Genomic DNA, 17799 nt, shown 5'->3' with positions numbered 1-17799 from the left:
TCGGTCGATCGCCAGATTTTTCAACCCGGCGATGCGTAAAATCATGCTGCCGGTTTGCCGCTTGCCTGCTTCGCCTTGCGCTTGGCGTTCAACTCGCGCAGCCATTTGCGATGGTGCCGCCATGCCCAGCCGCCGGTCACCGTGCCGCGCGTCATGGCGCTGAACGTGCCTCTGATCCAGATTGCGGCATAGACATGCACGATCCAGACGCAGATGGCGATGACGGCGGCCATGGAGTGGATAAGCAATGCCCAGCGTTGCTGGTCGATGCTGACGATAAAGCCGAAATATTCGTTCCAGATGGCGAGGCCTGAGACGATCAGGATGATGATCAGCAATGACATTGACCAGAAAACGAGCTTCTGCCCGGCATTATATTTGCCGATTTCGGGCAGTTTCTCCTCATTGCCAGCGATCACATCATCGACCTGACCGAGCCAGCGCGTGTCCTCGCGCTTCCAGAGATTGGCGCTCCAGAAACGCACGAAAAGACCAAAGAAGCTGAAGAACAGCACGACGCCGATCCATGGATGAATCGTGCGCGTCCACTGACCGCCGCCGAAAAGACCGGACAGGAAAAACAGCCAAGGGTGGAACATGGCAAGCCCGGAAAGCGCCAGCAGCACGAGGCTGATGGCGGTGATCCAGTGATTGATGCGCGCGCCGCCGGAATAGCGATGCACGCGGACCGGCTTGCCCGGTTCTATGTCATCGCTGGCGGAAACATCGTCAAAGTCGGTCTTGCTCATGAGCTTTTTTCTCCCGTGAGCTTTTCGGCCTCTTCCTCATCATGTTCGGTCACGACATTCGGACCCTTGAAAATATAATGCAGGAAGCCGGTGGCGACGGCCAGCCCCATTACCGCCATGCCTGCATATTTGGAGACGCCTTTCCAGACTTCGACAACCGGGCTGATGCGCGGATTGTTCGGCAGGTTGGCGTAAATTTCCGGTTTGTCGGCGTGGTGCAGCACATACATGACGTGTGTGCCGCCGACTCCCGGCGGATCGTAAAGCCCGGCATTTTCAAAGCCACGGGATTTCAGATCCTTGATGCGTCTATCGGCCCATTCCTTCATTTCGTCCTTGGTTCCATAGACGATGGCCTGAGTAGGGCATGCTTTTGCACAGGCCGGGCCTTGTCCAACCGCAATGCGGTCGGAGCACAGCGTGCATTTATAGGCCTTGTGGGTCACTTCCGAGATGCGCGGGATGTTGAACGGACAGCCCTTGATGCAATAGCCGCAGCCAATGCAATTATCGTGGATGAAATCGACGATACCGTTGGAATATTGCACGATGGCGCCAGGCGCCGGACAGGCCTTGAGGCAGCCGGGGTCCTCACAATGCATGCAACCATCCTTGCGAATGAGCCATTCCAGATTGCCGGTGTCGGGATTATCCCATTCCGTATAGCGCATCAGCGTGAAGGTGTTGGGCGTCAGATCATGCGGGTTGTCATAGACCCCCACATTGATGCCCACCTCCTCATGCGTATCGTTCCATTCGGCACAGGCCGACTGGCACGCCTTGCAGCCGATGCATTTCGACACGTCGATCAGCTTGGCCACTTCTGTCTGGCGTTCAGCAGGTGGCGTCACGGATGACGCCGACCGCCGCATCAGGTCACTGTCACCGAAGCGCGGAGCTTGCGGCTGGACACTGGGATTGGGAACGGGTGGAAACATTCTTCAATCCCTTCTAAGCAACAGGCGCGCTGCTGCGCTCGATATTGACCAAAAACGCCTTGAATTCTGGCGTCTCGATGTTTGCGTCACCGACGAACGGGGTCAGTGAATTGGGGCCGAAGCCCTTGCGGGCAGCGCCCATGAAGCCCCAGTGCAGCGGAATGCCGACCACATGCACCGTCTTGCCGTCGCAGATGAGCGGCTTGATGCGTTTGGTCACCACCGCCTTGGCCTTGACCGAGCCGCGCTTAGACCAGACGCGCACCCAGTCGCCCTTGGCGATGCCCTTTTCCTTGGCCAGTTCTTCCGAAATTTCCACGAAGAATTCCGGCTGCAACACGGCATTCACATGCACATGCTTGGTCCAGTAGTGGAAGTGTTCGGTCAGGCGATAGGAGGTCGCCGCATAGGGGAACTCCTCGGATGCGGTATCGGCGAACTGCTTGAAGTCGTTGTTGAAGACGCGGGCCACCGGATTGCCCCGGACATTTGGCGCAACCACATTGGCGATCGGCGATTCAAACGGCTCGTAATGGGCCGGGAACGGACCATCCCGCATCATGCCACGGCAGAACAGGCGCGACGAGCCTTCCGCATTCATGATGAAAGGACCGACTTCTTGTGGCTTGGCGGTCGGCGCGATGTCCGGCACGTCATAGCCTGTCCATTTGGTTCCGTCCCACTCGATGAGCTTACGGCTCGGGTCCCATGCCTTGCCGTTGAGATCGGCGGAGGCACGGTTGTAGAGGATGCGCCGGTTGGCAGGCCACGCCCACGACCAGTTGAGATAGGCACCGGTCTCGTCAGGATCGTGATTGTCGCGGCGCGCCATGTTGTTGCCAGCCTCGGTGAAGCAACCCGAATAGATCCAGCAGCCCGACGCGGTGGAACCGTCATCGCGCAGCACGGCAAAACCGGGTAGCAGTTTTCCTGCCTCCAGCACCACCTTGCTCGGGTCCGTCGGGTCCATCAGCGTGGTCAGGGCGCTGCCGTTGAGCTCCTTTGCCAGTTCTTCGGCGGTCGGTTCTTCCGGGTCCTTGTACTCCCAGACCAGATTGAGAATTGGATCGGGGAGTGCGCCGCCTTCCTTGCTATAAAGCGCTTTCAGCCGCATGAAGATCTGCGCCATGATCCAGTTGTCGGTCTTCGCCTCACCGGGCGGTGTCGCCCCCGGCCAGTGCCATTGCAGCCAGCGTCCGGAATTGGTCAGCGAACCTTCGTCCTCTGCAAAGCAGGTGGATGGCAGCTGGAACACTTCCGTCTGGATTGATGCGGTATCGACGTCGTTATACTCGCCGTGATTTTCCCAGAAGCGCGATGTTTCCGTTTCAAGCGGGTCCATCGTGACGAGGAATTTCAGCTTCGATAGGGCCGCGGTCAGCTTGTTGCGGTTTGGCACAGCCATCAGCGGATTGAAGCCCTGACAGACATAACCGTTGACCTTGCCATTGTTCATCATGTCGAAGATGCGCAACACGTCATAATTCGGCACGTCCAGCTTCGGCAGCCAGTCATAGGCAAAGTCGTTTTCTGCTACAGCGGCGCTCCCCCACATGGACTTCTGGAAGCTCACGAAGAACTTCTTGTAGTTTTGCCAGTAGCTTGTCTGGTTCGGGCGCAGCGGCTTGAAGCTGCGCGTCGACATATAGGTGTCGAGGTCGATCTCCTTCTCGACCGGGATATTCATATAGCCCGGCAGAAGATTGGACATCAGGCCGATATCGGTCAGACCCTGAATATTGGAGTGACCGCGCAGCGCATTCATGCCGCCGCCCCGCACGCCGATATTGCCAAGGATCAGTTGCAGCATCGCCATGCCGCGAATGTTCTGCGCGCCCTTGGAATGTTGCGTCCAGCCCAGCGCATACATGGATGTCATAGTCTTGGTCGGCGAGGAGCATTCGCCGATCATCTCGGCCACTTTCAGGAATTTCTCCTTCGGCGTGCCGCAAATGCGCTCGACCATTTCCGGCGTGTAGATGGACACATGCTGCTTCAGCAGGTTCCACACGCAACGCGGATGCTGCAACGTATCGTCCACAACGGCATAGCCGTCATCGCCGATCACATAATCCCAACTTGAGCGATCATAGTCGCGTTTTTCCTCGTCATAGCCGCTGAAAAGTCCGTCCTTATATTCGAAGCCATCCTTGACGATGTAGCTGGCATTGGTGAAATGCTTCACATATTCCCACTGCACCTTGTCATTCTGGATGCAGTAGTTGATGACGCCGAGCAGGAAGGCGATATCCGACCCCTGACGGATCGGCGAATAATAATCCGCCACCGATGCCGTGCGCGTGAAACGCGGATCGACGACGATCAGCCGGGCGCCACGGTTGGCCTTGGCCTCCGTCACCCATTTGAAGCCGCACGGATGCGCTTCCGCCGCATTGCCGCCCATGACGACGATGAGATCAGTGTTCTTGATGTCTGTCCAGGCGTTGGTCATTGCGCCACGGCCAAATGATGGGGCGAGACTCGCCACCGTCGGGCCGTGTCAGACGCGTGCCTGATTATCGAATGCGACTATGCCTGTGCTGCGCACCACCTTGTAGGTGAGAAACGCTGTTTCGTTGGTGGTTGCGGATGCGGCGAGAAAGCCCGTCGACGTCCAGCGGTTGACGGTGACGCCCGCCTCGTTCTTCGCGATGAAATTCGCGTCACGGTCATCTTTGAGGTGGCGCGCGATCCGGTCCAGCGCGTCCTCCCATGATATCCGCTTGAATGCACTGGTGCCCGGTTCGCGCACCATCGGATATTTCAGGCGTGTCTCCGCCTTGACAAAATCCTTGAGCGCCGCGCCCTTGGGGCACAGCGTGCCGCGATTGGTCGGGTGGTCCGTATCGCCCTCGATATGGATCAGGTCGGATTTCTCGCCCTTGCGCAGATCACCCTTGGAATAAAGGATGATGCCGCAGGCTACGGAGCAGTAAGGGCAGGTATTCCGGGTTTCGGTCGTATTGGCCAGCTTGAAGGGGCGGATGGATTCGGCATAGGCGGTTTCCACCGCACCGAAGCCGAAAGAACCGAGCGCCGAAGCCGCTACCACCGCTCCCGTTCCGCCCAGAAACTGGCGGCGTGAGAGCTCCACATTCATCGTGCGATACCTCCCTGATGATTAGAACCGACGTGCAGGGGAAATTTTCCCGGTCACGTTGTCGGGCAGGCTTGACTTTCACTTTGGCAGTTCACCGCAATAAGACGAAGTTGTCAACCGAACCGAAGGGCGAAAAATATAATAACAAAGCCCATTTATATATAACATGACAGGCGTACTCAAGTATTAATACATGAATGTAATCTTCACGATGACTTTCTCTTGTTCGATGGTTGATTGACGGAGTTAAACAAACACGGCAGACTGCGCGTGTGACTTCTTCCGCTGCTCCCGAGTTTCGGGGCCTTGATCACAGATCATTCCTGGCATGCGCTGGTCTTTCGAGGTCGGGCGCAACAGCAGCGCTTTCTCCGCATATTCGTAAGAAACAGAGCTCATGGCTCCTAAAGAGGGGCCACGAAAGGGGATCGTCATGAATCGTCGGGAACTCCTCAAATCCGGCGCGGCCTGCGCCGCCCTCAGCCTTCTGCCGAGCTTCGCCACGGCCCCTGCCTTTGCCGATGACGGCACGTTTACGCCCAAGCCATCGAACTGGCGCAGTTTCGAGATCAGGACAACTGTGAGCCCGACCGCATCCAAGGATGTCATTCGGGCATGGGTGCCTTTGGCCGGTTTTCAGGCGGATGACTGGAACCGCCCGGAAGGCAATCGGTGGACGACAAATGCCAGGGTTGCGCAGATCAATCGCGATCCACGCAGCGGGGTAGGCCTCCTCTATCTCGAATGGGCGCCGGGTGAAGAAACGCCGACTGCGGAAATCATTAGTCTCATCTCGACCCGTGACCGCGCCAGCAGCCTTGAGGCATCGGCGACCGCCGTGCCGCTGACACAGGCCGAGCGCGCAAAATATCTGGCTGGAACACGGCTGGCACCAGTGGATGGCATTGTTCGGGAGACCGCAAACAAGATTGTCGGCGACGCCGCAAGTGATCAGGATAAGGCCCGCCGCATCTATGACTGGGTTGTCGCCAACACCTATCGGCGCGCGTCCACGCGCGGCTGCGGCGACGGCGATATCGTCGCCATGTTGAGGAGCGGTGATCTTGGCGGCAAATGCGCCGATCTCAACCCGCTGTTCGTGGCGCTGGTGCGCTCTGTTGGCATTCCCGCGCGTGACCTTTACGGGGTGCGGGTGGCGCCGTCCGCTTTCGGTTACAAGAGCCTTGGCGCAAAGAACGAGGTCATCACCAAGTCGCAACATTGTCGTGCTGAAATCTATCTCGATGGCGTCGGCTGGGTGGCGACCGATCCGGCCGATGTGCGAAAGGTCATGCTTGAAGAAGAGAAGGACGGTTTGACAGCGGACGATCCGCGTGTGGTTGCCGTTCGTCAAAAGCTCTTCGGCGCATGGGAAGGCAACTGGATTGCCTTCAATGATGGCAGCGATATCGATTTGCCATCTGCGCAGAGCGGGGAGCTTGGCTTCCTGATGTATCCGCAAGCCGAGGTCGCCAGCATGCGGCTCGATTGTCTCGACGCGGACGCTTTCCGTTATAGCATGACGGCGCGCGAGATCACGATCTGATACGAAATAGCATCACGGGAACCGCTTTCGGTTCAGGAGGACCTATGGATATCGCATCGCCCATCCGTCTCAGCACTCTGGCGCATGGCGGCGGCTGTGGCTGCAAGCTGGCGCCTGCCGTGTTGCAAAATCTGCTTGCTGATCAGCCCGCCATCCAACCTTTCAAGCAGCTGCTGGTCGGCACCGAGACCGGCGACGACGCAGCGGTCTGGCAGCTTGACGATGAGAACTGTGTGATCGCCACCACCGACTTCTTCATGCCGATGGTGGACGATCCGGTCGATTTCGGGCGTATTGCGGCAACCAATGCCATATCCGACGTCTACGCGATGGGCGGAACGCCCATCATGGCGCTGGCGATCCTCGGCATGCCGGTGAATCAAATGCCTGCCGAAATGATCCGCCATATTCTGAAAGGCGGTTCCAGCATCTGCGCAGAAGCCGGAATTCCGGTGGCGGGCGGCCATTCGATCGATGCGCCGGAGCCGATCTACGGGCTGGCGGTGGTTGGCACTTGCAAGCTTGCCAATCTGCGCAAGAATAGCGGCGCGAGGCCGGGCGATGCGCTCATTTTGACCAAGGGGCTCGGTGTCGGCATCTATTCCGCAGCGTTCAAGAAACAGGTTCTTGATGGTGCCGGTTACGATGAGATGATGGCCTCCGTCACTTTGTTGAACCGGGTCGGCGCGGAACTTGGCAAGGATGAAGCTGTGCACGCGGTCACCGATGTGACGGGCTTCGGCATTCTCGGTCATGCGCTTGAAATGGCGCGGGGGTCCAATGTCGGCATCACGCTTCGATACAGTGATCTTCCGTTTTTGGCTCAAGCCGCACGTCTTGCGGAACAAGGTTTCATCACCGGCGCTTCGACCCGCAACTGGGCGAGTTATGGTGATGACGTGCGACTGGCGGACGATACTCCGCTCTGGAAGCAGCAATTGTTGACCGATCCGCAAACGTCGGGCGGGCTGCTTGTTTCCTGTGCACCGGATGCGGCTGAGCGCATTCTCGCAATGATCCACTCTGCGGGTTATCCGGCGGCAACTATCATCGGCACGATTGGCGGAGCGCCAAAAGTCGTGACGGTGGTTGACTGACGCCTGATTGAATTGCCAGTAAAATTCGAGCGTTCCTTGAGCGGCGACCCAGCCTCATGCATAGTGTTCCTGTAAAAATAAGAGTCGCAACCCGCGATAGGGACAAGCATGTATTGGGCTGATGTTATCGGTATCGTAGCGGTTCTTCTTCTGGTGGCTGCTAACGGTTTCTTCGTTGCCGCTGAATTTTCATTGGTCGCGGTCCGTAAAAGCAGGGTGGCTGAACTGGTCGCGGCAAAGCGCACCAACGCTTCTGCCCTTATGCGCGCGGTTGATCATCTCGACGCCAATCTGGCGGCCACCCAGCTTGGTATCACCATTTCATCGCTCGCGCTTGGCTGGATCGGCGAACCGGCGCTTGCGCATCTCATAGAACCCGCTTTGGGCGCATTGCCAACCAACTGGGTAAGCTTCGGTTCCCATGCCATCGCGGTTGCGATTTCCTTCATCATCATTACGGCGCTGCATATCGTGCTAGGCGAACTTGCGCCCAAAAGCCTCGCCTTGCAGCGCAGCGAGGGCACGGCGCTTTTTGTCGTCCGCCCGCTCGGCGCGTTCACCTTCATCTTCTGGCCCGCCATTTCGACGCTTAACGCTCTGGGCAATCTGGTGCTGCGCCTGTGTGGCTTGCAGCCCGGCAACGGAGAGGGTTCGACTCATTCTCCCGAAGAAATCAAGCTGCTCGTTGCAGCCAGCCAGCAGGCCGGGCTGATCGAAATGACACAGCGCGAGGTGGTGGCGCGCGCGCTGACCATCGGTGATCGTCGCGTTGGCGATATCATGACGCCACGGCGCGAAATCGACTGGATCGATGCCGATGACAGTCAGGAACAAATGCTCAAGACCATCCGCGACTGTCGCCACGAACAATTGCTGATCGCCCATCAGAGCATTGATGAACCCATCGGCATGGTTCTCAAGAAAGACCTGCTGGATCAGGTACTCGACGGTCATGCGGTCGATCCACTGAAGGCGATCCGCGAACTCGTCGTGGTGCACGAAGCAACGCCGATTTTCCGCGTGCTGGAAATCTTCAAGAAAAGTCCGGTACGGCTGGTCGTGGTGGTTGACGAATATGGTATCCTCGAAGGCATTGTCACGCAGTCTGACCTGCTTGAAGTCATCGCGGGCGATATACCCGATATTGATGATGAAGAGCCGGATATCGTGACCCGCACGGACGGTTCGCTTCTGATCGACGGTTTGATGTCAGCCCATGAAGCCTTTCATCGGCTGGGCTTTACGGAAATCCCGGAAGATCGCGGCTATCACACGATTGCCGGTTTTGCGCTGTTGCAGCTGGGCGATTTGCCGTCCGTCGGCGACAGCTTCGAATATGACGACTGGCGCTTCGAAATTGTCGACATGGATGGTCGGCGCATTGATAAGATTCTGGCGCAGAAGATATAGATCAGGCCACGGTCAGCGGTGCGTAACACTTTCGCTTATGGCTGATAATAGCTTATTGCCCGCAACAAATGATCGGGCTAGCATGGTTCCCATTACAACTACGGCAGGATGAACCTGTCGAAACAAATGGGGAAATAAAATTATGAAAATGGCACGCCTTGCCTATGCCGGTGCACTTCTTGCAACTGTGGCCGGTTTTCATGCCGCGCCTGCTGCCGCGCGCGATCTGACCGTCGTCTCCTGGGGCGGCAACTATCAGGATGCGCAGCGCGAAATCTATTTCAAGCCGTTTTCGGAAAAGACCGGAAAGCCGCTGCTCGATGAATCATGGGACGGCGGTTACGGTGTCGTTCAGGCCAAGGTGAAGGCTGGCAAGCCCAATTGGGATGTGGTGCAGGTGGAAGCCGAGGAACTGGCGCTCGGCTGCGCCGATGGTCTTTATGAAAAGATCGACTGGGACAAGCTTGGCGGCAAGGACAAGTTCCTCGACAGCGCGGTCAATGATTGCGGTGTTGGCGCCATCGTCTGGTCCACGGCCATTGCCTATAATGGCGACAAGCTGAAGGACGGCCCCAAGTCCTGGGCGGATTTCTGGGATGTAAAGAAGTTCCCCGGCAAGCGCTCGTTGCGCAAGGGCGCAAAGTACACGCTGGAATTCGCTCTACTCGCCGATGGCGTCAAGAAGGATGAAGTCTATGATGTGCTGGGCACGCCAGAAGGCGTTGACCGCGCCTTCAAGAAGCTCGAAGAGCTGAAGCCGAATATCGTGTGGTGGGAAGCAGGGGCGCAGCCGCTGCAATTGCTGGCTTCCGACGAAGTTGTAATGGCTTCGGCCTATAACGGTCGCATCACCGGCATCAACCGCGCCGAAGGCAAGAATTTCAAGGTTGTATGGCCGGGCAGCATCTATGCCGTCGATAGCTGGGTCGTCCTGAAGGACGCCGAAAACAAGGACGCAGGCATGGATTTCATCGCGTTTACCAGCGAACCGGAAAATCAGGTCAAGCTGCCGAAATATGTAGCCTATGGTCTGCCGAACAAGGACGCCGCGAGCAAGGTTCCGGCGGAATTCGCAGCCGATCTGCCAACGGCGGAAGCCAATATGACGGATGCGATTCCGCTCAATGTCGATTTCTGGATCGACAATTCGGAAGAGCTGACGAAGCGCTTCAACGCCTGGCTGGCGCAGTAAACGGGTTAGCCTGAGAACACCCATCGCCATCCCGTCTGCCGAGATAACAAAGAGATAGAGCGGTTCCGTTAAAACTGGACCCGCTCCATCGGGTGGACGGGATATTCCGATGCCGGCAACTGGAGTGATTCATTGACGGACTATCGAATTCGATTTGAGAATATCAGTAAATCCTACGCCGATTTCAAAGTCATAGACGGGCTCAACCTCGATATAGCACGCGGCGAGTTCGTCAGTTTGCTTGGGCCATCCGGTTCGGGCAAGACCACGCTTTTGATGATGCTCGCTGGCTTTGAAAGCCCGAGCGGCGGCAAGCTTGTCGTCGATGGCAAGTCGATCAACGATGTTCCGTCCTACAAGCGCAATATGGGCGTCGTGTTCCAGAACTATGCGCTGTTTCCCCATATGAGCGTCGGCGAGAACATCGCATTCCCATTGCAGATGCGCGGGCTTGGCAAGGCGGAGATATCCGACAAGGTCGCAAAAGTGCTGGATATGGTGCAGCTTTCAACCATGCGCGAGCGCAAGCCGTCGCAGCTTTCCGGCGGGCAGCAGCAGCGTGTGGCTTTGGCCCGTGCGCTGGTTTTCGAACCGGGCGTGGTGCTGATGGACGAGCCGCTTGGCGCGCTCGACAAGCAATTGCGCGAACAGATGCAGCTCGATATCCGCGCGCTCCACAACCGCCTCGGTTTGACCATCGTTTTCGTGACACATGACCAGAGCGAGGCGCTGACCATGTCGGACCGTATCGCCGTGTTCAACAAGGGACAGATCGAACAGATCGGCTCGCCGCGCGAAATCTACGACGAGCCGAAGACCCGTTTCGTGGCAGAATTCATTGGTGAAACCAATCTGGCCGAAGGCAAGGTGGAGCGTGTCGATGGAACGAAAACGTTGATCCGCCTCAAGAACGGCGCCGAGTTGAACGCCTCATCATCCGGCGCGCTGACGCCGGGGCAAGATGTGCTGCTTTCCATCCGCCCGGAGCGGATCGAACTGGGCGGCGAGGCCAAGGCCGACAATAATCTCAGCACACGCGTGACCGATAGTGTTTATCAGGGCGATCATCTGCGCATCCAGCTGGATGACAAGGCGCATCATTTCATTGTGCGCCTCGACCGTAAGGCGCGCGAATGGCAACCGGGCGTCGATGTGGTGGCGCATTTCAATGCAGCCGATTGCTGGACAATTGTCGCATGACGGTTCTCTCCGCCAAAAGCACACGCTCGGTTCTGCTCATCGCGCCGCTTTTGATCTTCATTGCGCTGTTTTTCCTGTGGCCGCTTGGCGTGATGATGAAACAGGCAATCTCCGACACGGCGGTGCTGCGGGTTCTCCCGCAAACGGCGGAGGCCGTCGCCGGTTGGGACGGTCAATCGGGTCCGACACCGGAGATGAAACAGGCGCTGGTTGCCGATCTCAGGGCATCCACCGATCAGCAGGCGGTCGGCGATATGGTGCGGCGCCTGAACAGCGCCCAGTCGGGCTTTCGCACATTGATGAGCAAGACGCTTACAGCCATCGAGAAAGACGATCCGGCGCTAGATCTGGAAGCAGTCGATAAACGCTGGAGCCAGCCACAATATTGGCGGGCCATTGCCAATGCGCTGTCCCCCACCACAGACCGCAATCTGCTGGCGGCGGTGGATATGGAACGCGACAGTTCAGGCGAGATTGTTTCCATGGCCGCGGGCACGTCGGCCAATCGCGCCATCATGCTGCGCACATTCTGGATCGCCGCACTGGTCACGCTGGCCTGCGCCGCCATCGGTTATCCCTATGCGGTGTTGCTGGCTTCCGCCACGGGCTGGGTGAAAAGCGCCCTTTTTGCAGCCGTGCTTCTGCCGCTCTGGACATCGCTTCTGGTGCGCACGGCAGCATGGTTCATTCTGTTGCAGGACAAGGGGTTGATCAACGACACGCTGATCTGGCTCGGTCTCACCAACGGGCCACTGCCGCTGATCTTCAACCGGATGGGCGTGATCATCGCCATGACGCATGTGCTTTTGCCGTTCATGGTTCTGCCGATCTACAGCGTGCTGGTGTCCATCCCGAACAATCTGATGCCTGCCGCCGCTTCGCTGGGTGCGCCGCCATGGCGGGCGTTCCTGCGTGTTCTGCTGCCGCTCAGCATGCGGGGCATCCTGTCCGGCATGTTGCTCGTCTTCATGAGCGCCATTGGTTATTACATCACACCGGCACTGATCGGCGGTCCGAGCGACCAGATGATCAGCTCGATCATCGCCTATTATGCCACCGGCTCGGCCAATTGGGGCATGGCTGGCGCGCTGGGTATGGTGCTGCTGGTTGTCTGCCTGCTGCTCTATGCGGTCTATGGTCGCCTGACCAACGAAAAGCGGGGGAGGGCATAACCATGGGACGCTCCGTCAAGATCGTGTTCGGCGTGGCCGCTGTCCTTTTTCTGGTCGCGCCCTTATTCGCCATCCTGCCGCTGGCCTTCACGTCGAGCGTGTTCCTCACCTATCCGGTGCCAAGCTGGTCGATGCGCTGGTTCGAGGAACTGGCAACAGCCGATGCCTGGCGACGCGCCATCGTCAACAGCCTGATCATCGGCTTTGGCACCATGACGCTGGCGACGGTTCTTGGTACTATGGCAGCCCTTGGCCTGCGCAATCGGGCGCTGTTCCTGTCCGGTCCAATCCGCACGCTGTTTCTGCTCCCGATGGTGGTGCCTGCGGTGGTGATGGGCGTCGGCATGCAATTGCTGTTCGTGCGGCTCGGCATCGCCAATTCCTATTTCGGGGTCATCGTCGCGCATACGGTGGTGTCGATCCCCTTTGTGATGGTGAGCGTCACCGGCGCACTTGCGGGCATTGACCGGCGAGTGGAGCTTGCGGCGGAAAGTCTCGGAGCATCGCCGCTGACTGTGTTTCGCCGGGTGACGTTGCCGCTCGCCATGCCGGGCGTGGTTTCGGGCGCGGTGCTGGCCTTTGCCACGTCGCTGGATGAGGTTGTGCTGACGCTGTTCGTCGCCGGTCCCAACCAGCGCACGCTGGCGCGACAGATGTTTTCCACCATCCGCGAAAACATCAGCCCGGCGATTGCCGCCGCAGCCTTCCTGTTCATCGCGGGCACGCTGATCCTCGGTCTGGCTGCCGTGCTGTTCAAACGGAAAACGCCGCGCATGGCGTGATCGGAAAACCGCATAAGCTAGCGGATAAGATTGTGGAATTGTGGAACTTTTGACGGGGTATTCGGTTTGGAACCTATGCACCTCTCCACGATCCATTCAGAGAGAATTTCGCTTGCGGCATTATCGCCGGAGCATTCCGGTTATGCGCTTTTCTTCGATATCGACGGAACTCTGCTGGATATCGCACCAACGCCGGACGGCGTCGTTGTCGATCCCGCGTTGGTGACCGCCTTGGAAAAATTGCGCGAGCGTTTGTCCGGCGCAGTGGCGCTGATGACGGGCCGTCCGCTGGATTTCGTGGCAAAGCGTTTCCCTTCCTATTCAGGCGCTATCGCGGCATTGCACGGCACCGAGTTCCGGCTGCCGTCGGGGCAGGTCGAAAAGCTGGAGCCGGGCGAAGAATTCGCGCGCGCCAAGGATTTTATTCGTGAGACGCAATCCGGTATTGCCGGGCTTCTGCTGGAAGATAAAGGCAATGCGATCGCAGTTCACTTCAGGCTTGCGCCCGAGAAGGAAGACATTGCGCGTGAATTGATCGATGCGGCGGAAAAACTGGCCGGTCCCGACTGGCGGGTTCAGGCTGGGAAATTCGTTTTCGAACTGCGTTCGCGTCATGGCGACAAGGGCGTCGCTCTGCGCCGCCTGATGCAGAGCAAGGCCTTTGCCGGGCGTCTTCCGGTCGCGTTCGGGGACGATCTGACGGATATACCGATGCTGCAAGCGGCGATGGATTTGGGCGGAATGGGCATTGCCGTGGGCGAAGCGATCAGCGACCTGTCCACGGACGCGGTTGCCTCGCCGAAAGCCTTGCGGGCTTGGGTGATCAAAATGGCGGGAACGCAATAGAGCACATCCCGAAAAGTGTGAAACGGTTTTCGGATAAGATGTGCGTAAAAACAAAAATGTTAGAGCGCCGATCTGCTTCAATCAGATCGAAACGCGCTCTAACACGATGAAAGGAGAATGGAGTGGGACGCCTTGTCGTGGTTTCCAACCGCGTTCCCCTGCCGGATAAGCAGGGAAAAGCCCCGGCAGGAGGATTGGCCGTCGCCTTGCAGGCGGCCTTGAATGTCAGAGGGGGTGTCTGGTTCGGCTGGTCCGGTGAAACACTGTCCGGCAGAGAGACACATCAACTGGAAACGAAACAGGTCGGGCCGATCAGCTATGCGCTGCTAAGCCTGCAAAAGAAAGATATCGACGAATACTACGCCGGCTTCGCTAATCGCATGCTATGGCCGCTCTGCCATTACCGGCTGGACCTCATAGACTATACCCGCAAGGATATGGCGGGCTATTTTCGGGTCAACCGGCTGTTCGCGCAGCAATTGCTGCCGCTAATCGAGCCCGACGACACAATCTGGGTGCATGATTATCACCTGATCCCGCTGGCCGAAGAATTGCGGCGCTGCGGGGTGGAAAATCGCATCGGCTTTTTCATGCATATTCCATGGCCTCCAGCCGATCTGCTTTTGACGCTTCCGGTGCATGAGGCGATCATTCGCGGTTTGACCTATTACGATCTCGTCGGTTTCCAGACGGAAAACGATGTGGAGAATTTCATCGGGGGTCTGCGGCGGGAAAAGATCGGCAAACAGATTGAACCCCGGCGGTTCGAGGCTTTCGGGCGAAGCTTCAGCGTGGACAGTTTTGGTATCGGCATCGAAACCGAAGCCTTTGCCGAGATTGCGATGAAGACGCAAAACAGCAGTTCCGTAAAGCGCATGCGCGACAGCATGAGCGGGCGCGATCTGATCATCGGCGTCGACCGGCTGGATTATTCCAAGGGGATCACCAACCGGCTTGAAGCTTTCGAGAATTTTCTGAAAATCGATCCGGTCAATCGCGGCCATGTCACCTTTTTGCAGGTGACGCCGAAGTCTCGCACCGAAGTGCCGGAATATAAGGATATGCAGCGGGAAGTGGCGGAAATGGCCGGGCGCATCAACGGGGCGAACGCCACCTTCGACTGGACGCCGATCCGCTATATCAACCGGTCTCTCAATCGCGATGTGCTGGCCGGGCTTTATCGTCTGGCGAAAGTGGGGCTGGTCACGCCGCTGCGCGATGGCATGAACCTCGTGGCAAAGGAATATGTCGCGGCGCAGGACCCGGATGATCCCGGCGTGCTTGTGCTTTCACGCTTTGCCGGTGCCGCGCAGGAACTGGATGGTGCGGTTCTGGTCAATCCCTATGATACGGAAGCCGTTGCCTATGCGATTGCGCGGGCGCTGTCCATGCCGCTGGAAGAACGGCAGGAACGCTATAACGACATGATGGATTTTCTCAAAACCCATGACGTCACACGCTGGTGCGACGATTTTCTGGCGCGGCTTGCGCCGGGAAAATAGACCAACAGCTTGCGCCGCAAGGCGCAAGCTGTTCCGAGAATTAGGCGACAGCCTTGCCGTAAGTGCGTACGACATTGCGGACGGCTTCGACCATCAGCGCATGCGGCGTGGCTTCGACCGCACCCGAGGCGACAGCCGGATAAAGCGTGCCGAGATATTGGCTGATCAGCGTTTCGGGTATCTTGCGACCTTCCAGGCGCTTCAAAAGCGAATCGACGGCGGCGGTTGCCACCGGGTGCGGCCAGTAATAGCGAATGCGGTCGCTATAGGAGAAATGGCGTTGCAGCCGCAGCTCTTCCGCGTCGCCGTGGTAATATTTTTCCCAGTTCTTCGGCTCGGCCAGAAGTAGCGCTTCCATCTTGCCGCGCAGGGTTTCTTCATACGGCAGCTTGTCGAGGAATGCCGCAATCTGGTCGAGACCATAAAGAGCCTCGCGCAGTGCAAAAGTCAGGCCGGGGCCGACTTTCAGAATAGCGAAACCGTCGTGCACGAGATCGGAAAGCGCTTCCACCGGCTGGTAATCGGTCGAATGGGCTTCGAACACGAATTGCGGCATTTCGCTCAGAACAGCGCTTAAAGCCGTCGCTTTTTCGCTGTTGTAGAAGACGACATTCTCATTGCCGAATTCGACACCCGGCTGCACCACAACGCCGATGGCGCGGGCAAAGGCGTCTTCCAGTCCGAGTGCTGCAAAAGCTTTGCGGTGAATGGCGACGGTTTCGACGGCAGCGCCCGGCTTGGTCAGCTCCAGCTCTTCGATTTCTTCCATCGCACCACCGGGAATCGGGACTTCCGTGCCGATGATATAGACCGGCAGGTCGTATCCGGCTTCGCGGGCCGCCGTTTCGGAAACCTTGGCGAGACGCGCAGCGCGCTCGGCGGTGACGGTATCAGGCAGCGCGACTGGCTCGCCAGCGCAGCCCATCGACGTATCGAGATGGATTTTGGTGAAGCCTGCGCGCACGAAGGCGTCGATCATGACATCCGACTTCGCAAGGGCTTCTTCGGCTGGCAGATGTTTCCACGGGTTGGGGCCGAGATGGTCGCCGCCCAGAATAAGCCGCTTGGTGTCGAAGCCGACGCGCGCGGCGATGTCTTCCACGAAGCGGCGGAAGTCGGCAGGCGTCATGCCCGTATAGCCGCCATCCTGATTGACCTGATTGCAGGTGGCCTCGATCAGCACGTCGGTCTCGGTCGCGATGCCTTCGAGGAGGGCTGCTTCGATCACCAGCGGATGCGCAGAACAGATCGACGTGATGCCACCGCGAACGCCGCTTGCATAACGGGCGGGAAGTGCGCTCAGAACGTTCGTGCCGCTCATGCTGGAACTCCGTTTTTCTGCAGAAAGGCAACAATTTCAGCCATGGTCGAGGTGCCTTCCATCGGTCCCTTGACGCCGACGGCGCGTGCGCCGGTGGCGTTGGCGATGACAAGAGCTTCCTTCGGGGCCATGTCGCGCAGCCAGCAGGTTACGAATGCCGCGCCAAAACTGTCGCCCGCGCCGGTTGGGTCGATTTCATCGACCTTGAAAGCAGGCGCGAAAACTTCGCCGGACTGGTCGAAATAGCTGGCGCCTTCCGCGCCGCGCTTGACCACAACGGCCTTGACACCCCGCGCCAGCAACTCTTCCACAGCTGCCTTTTCCTCGGTCGCCTTGGTGAAGAGGAAAATTTCCGGGCCGCTCGGCATGAACAGGTCGGTGTTTTCCAGAGCATGGGCCAGCGCCTGACGCATGCCCGGCAATTCCAGCATTTCCTTGCGGATATTCGGGTCGAAGGACACTGTGCCGCCCTTCGCCTTGATGCGGATTGTCGCCTCGTGGATCGCCGAGACGATGCCATCGGAGAACAGGGCCGAACCCATGATATGCAGATGATCGGCGGTCTCGATCAGCGTTTCAGCTTCTGGTGTCAGGCCAATCGCGCTGCATGCGCTGTGCTTGATGTTGAAGATGAAGTCGCGATTGCCATCAGGGCGATAGCGCACGAAGGCGCTGCCGGTAGCGGCTGTCGGATGCACGCCGATGGCCGATACATCCACGCCGTCGTTTTGCAGGCGCTCGACATTGAGCGCGCCGAAATCGTCATTGCCGACCGCGCTGACCATGCCGCAAGGCTGGCCCATCTTGGCCGCCTGATCGATGAAGATCGCGGGCGCGCCGGAGGCGAACGGGCCGATCAACGGGATGGCGGATTTGAAACCGTTGCCGGTTTCCACGGCCATGATCTCGACGACGATTTCGCCGATAGTGATGATCTTTTTCAT

At 58.3% G+C, this 17799-nt stretch carries 14 protein-coding genes; 9 read left to right on the top strand and 5 right to left on the bottom strand.

Annotated features, from left to right (window positions below):
* Positions 1-41: 41 nt before the first annotated feature.
* From D8666_RS22560 to fdnG, 3 genes are read right to left on the bottom strand one after another with little or no spacing between them, the layout of a single operon-like run.
* Positions 42-749, bottom strand: a complete 708-nt coding sequence (locus D8666_RS22560) for a formate dehydrogenase subunit gamma (protein WP_109366927.1) — start codon at positions 747-749, stop codon at positions 42-44.
* Positions 746-1687, bottom strand: a complete 942-nt coding sequence (gene fdxH, locus D8666_RS22555) for a formate dehydrogenase subunit beta (protein ID WP_109366928.1) — start codon at positions 1685-1687, stop codon at positions 746-748. The genes D8666_RS22560 and fdxH overlap by 4 nt, the downstream gene beginning before the upstream one ends.
* A 13-nt stretch (positions 1688-1700) precedes the next feature.
* A complete protein-coding gene (gene fdnG / locus D8666_RS22550; RefSeq protein ID WP_109366929.1) occupies positions 1701-4787 on the bottom strand; it encodes a formate dehydrogenase-N subunit alpha in 3087 nt (1028 codons plus the stop codon).
* Between the two features lie 433 nt (positions 4788-5220).
* Here fdnG and D8666_RS22535 point away from each other — a divergent pair, with 433 nt between their 5' ends.
* The 9 genes from D8666_RS22535 to otsA all read left to right on the top strand — a co-directional run bounded on the left by D8666_RS22535 (position 5221) and on the right by otsA (position 15534).
* Complete coding sequence (locus D8666_RS22535) at positions 5221-6333, top strand: transglutaminase-like domain-containing protein (protein ID WP_109366931.1); 1113 nt, start codon at positions 5221-5223, stop codon at positions 6331-6333.
* Between the two features lie 44 nt (positions 6334-6377).
* Complete coding sequence (gene selD, locus D8666_RS22530; RefSeq protein ID WP_109366932.1) at positions 6378-7430, top strand: selenide, water dikinase SelD; 1053 nt, start codon at positions 6378-6380, stop codon at positions 7428-7430.
* A gap of 108 nt (positions 7431-7538) precedes the next feature.
* Positions 7539-8840: a hemolysin family protein gene (locus D8666_RS22525; RefSeq protein WP_121539508.1), complete on the top strand. Its 1302-nt coding sequence runs from the start codon at positions 7539-7541 to the stop codon at positions 8838-8840.
* 142 nt (positions 8841-8982) lie between these two features.
* Positions 8983-10032 carry an ABC transporter substrate-binding protein gene (locus D8666_RS22520; protein WP_109366934.1) on the top strand — a complete coding sequence of 350 codons (1050 nt, stop codon included), beginning with the start codon at positions 8983-8985 and terminating at the stop codon, positions 10030-10032.
* A 132-nt stretch (positions 10033-10164) separates the two neighbouring features.
* On the top strand, positions 10165-11232 hold the full coding sequence (locus D8666_RS22515) for an ABC transporter ATP-binding protein (protein WP_109366935.1): 1068 nt from the start codon (positions 10165-10167) through the stop codon (positions 11230-11232).
* Complete coding sequence (locus tag D8666_RS22510) at positions 11229-12404, top strand: ABC transporter permease (protein ID WP_121539507.1); 1176 nt, start codon at positions 11229-11231, stop codon at positions 12402-12404. The genes D8666_RS22515 and D8666_RS22510 overlap by 4 nt, the downstream gene beginning before the upstream one ends.
* A gap of 2 nt (positions 12405-12406) precedes the next feature.
* A complete protein-coding gene (locus D8666_RS22505) occupies positions 12407-13186 on the top strand; it encodes an ABC transporter permease (protein ID WP_121539506.1) in 780 nt (259 codons plus the stop codon).
* 75 nt (positions 13187-13261) lie between these two features.
* Positions 13262-14032, top strand: a complete 771-nt coding sequence (gene otsB / locus D8666_RS22500; protein ID WP_109366938.1) for a trehalose-phosphatase — start codon at positions 13262-13264, stop codon at positions 14030-14032.
* A gap of 122 nt (positions 14033-14154) precedes the next feature.
* Complete coding sequence (gene otsA / locus D8666_RS22495) at positions 14155-15534, top strand: alpha,alpha-trehalose-phosphate synthase (UDP-forming) (RefSeq protein WP_109366939.1); 1380 nt, start codon at positions 14155-14157, stop codon at positions 15532-15534.
* A 40-nt stretch (positions 15535-15574) separates the two neighbouring features.
* Here otsA and D8666_RS22490 read toward each other — a convergent pair whose 3' ends face one another.
* Both D8666_RS22490 and D8666_RS22485 read right to left on the bottom strand, forming a co-directional pair.
* Positions 15575-16855, bottom strand: coding sequence for a D-tagatose-bisphosphate aldolase, class II, non-catalytic subunit (locus D8666_RS22490; protein ID WP_109366940.1), 1281 nt, complete (start codon positions 16853-16855; stop codon positions 15575-15577).
* The gene (locus D8666_RS22485; RefSeq protein ID WP_109366941.1) at positions 16852-17799 is read right to left on the bottom strand and encodes a tagatose kinase; all 948 of its coding nucleotides are present in this window, start codon (positions 17797-17799) and stop codon (positions 16852-16854) included. The genes D8666_RS22490 and D8666_RS22485 overlap by 4 nt, the downstream gene beginning before the upstream one ends.

It is taken from the genome of Ochrobactrum soli (assembly GCF_003664555.1).
In the GTDB taxonomy this organism is placed as follows: Bacteria; Pseudomonadota; Alphaproteobacteria; order Rhizobiales; family Rhizobiaceae; genus Brucella; species Brucella teleogrylli.
This window is presented reverse-complemented; position numbering and strand designations above follow the sequence as displayed.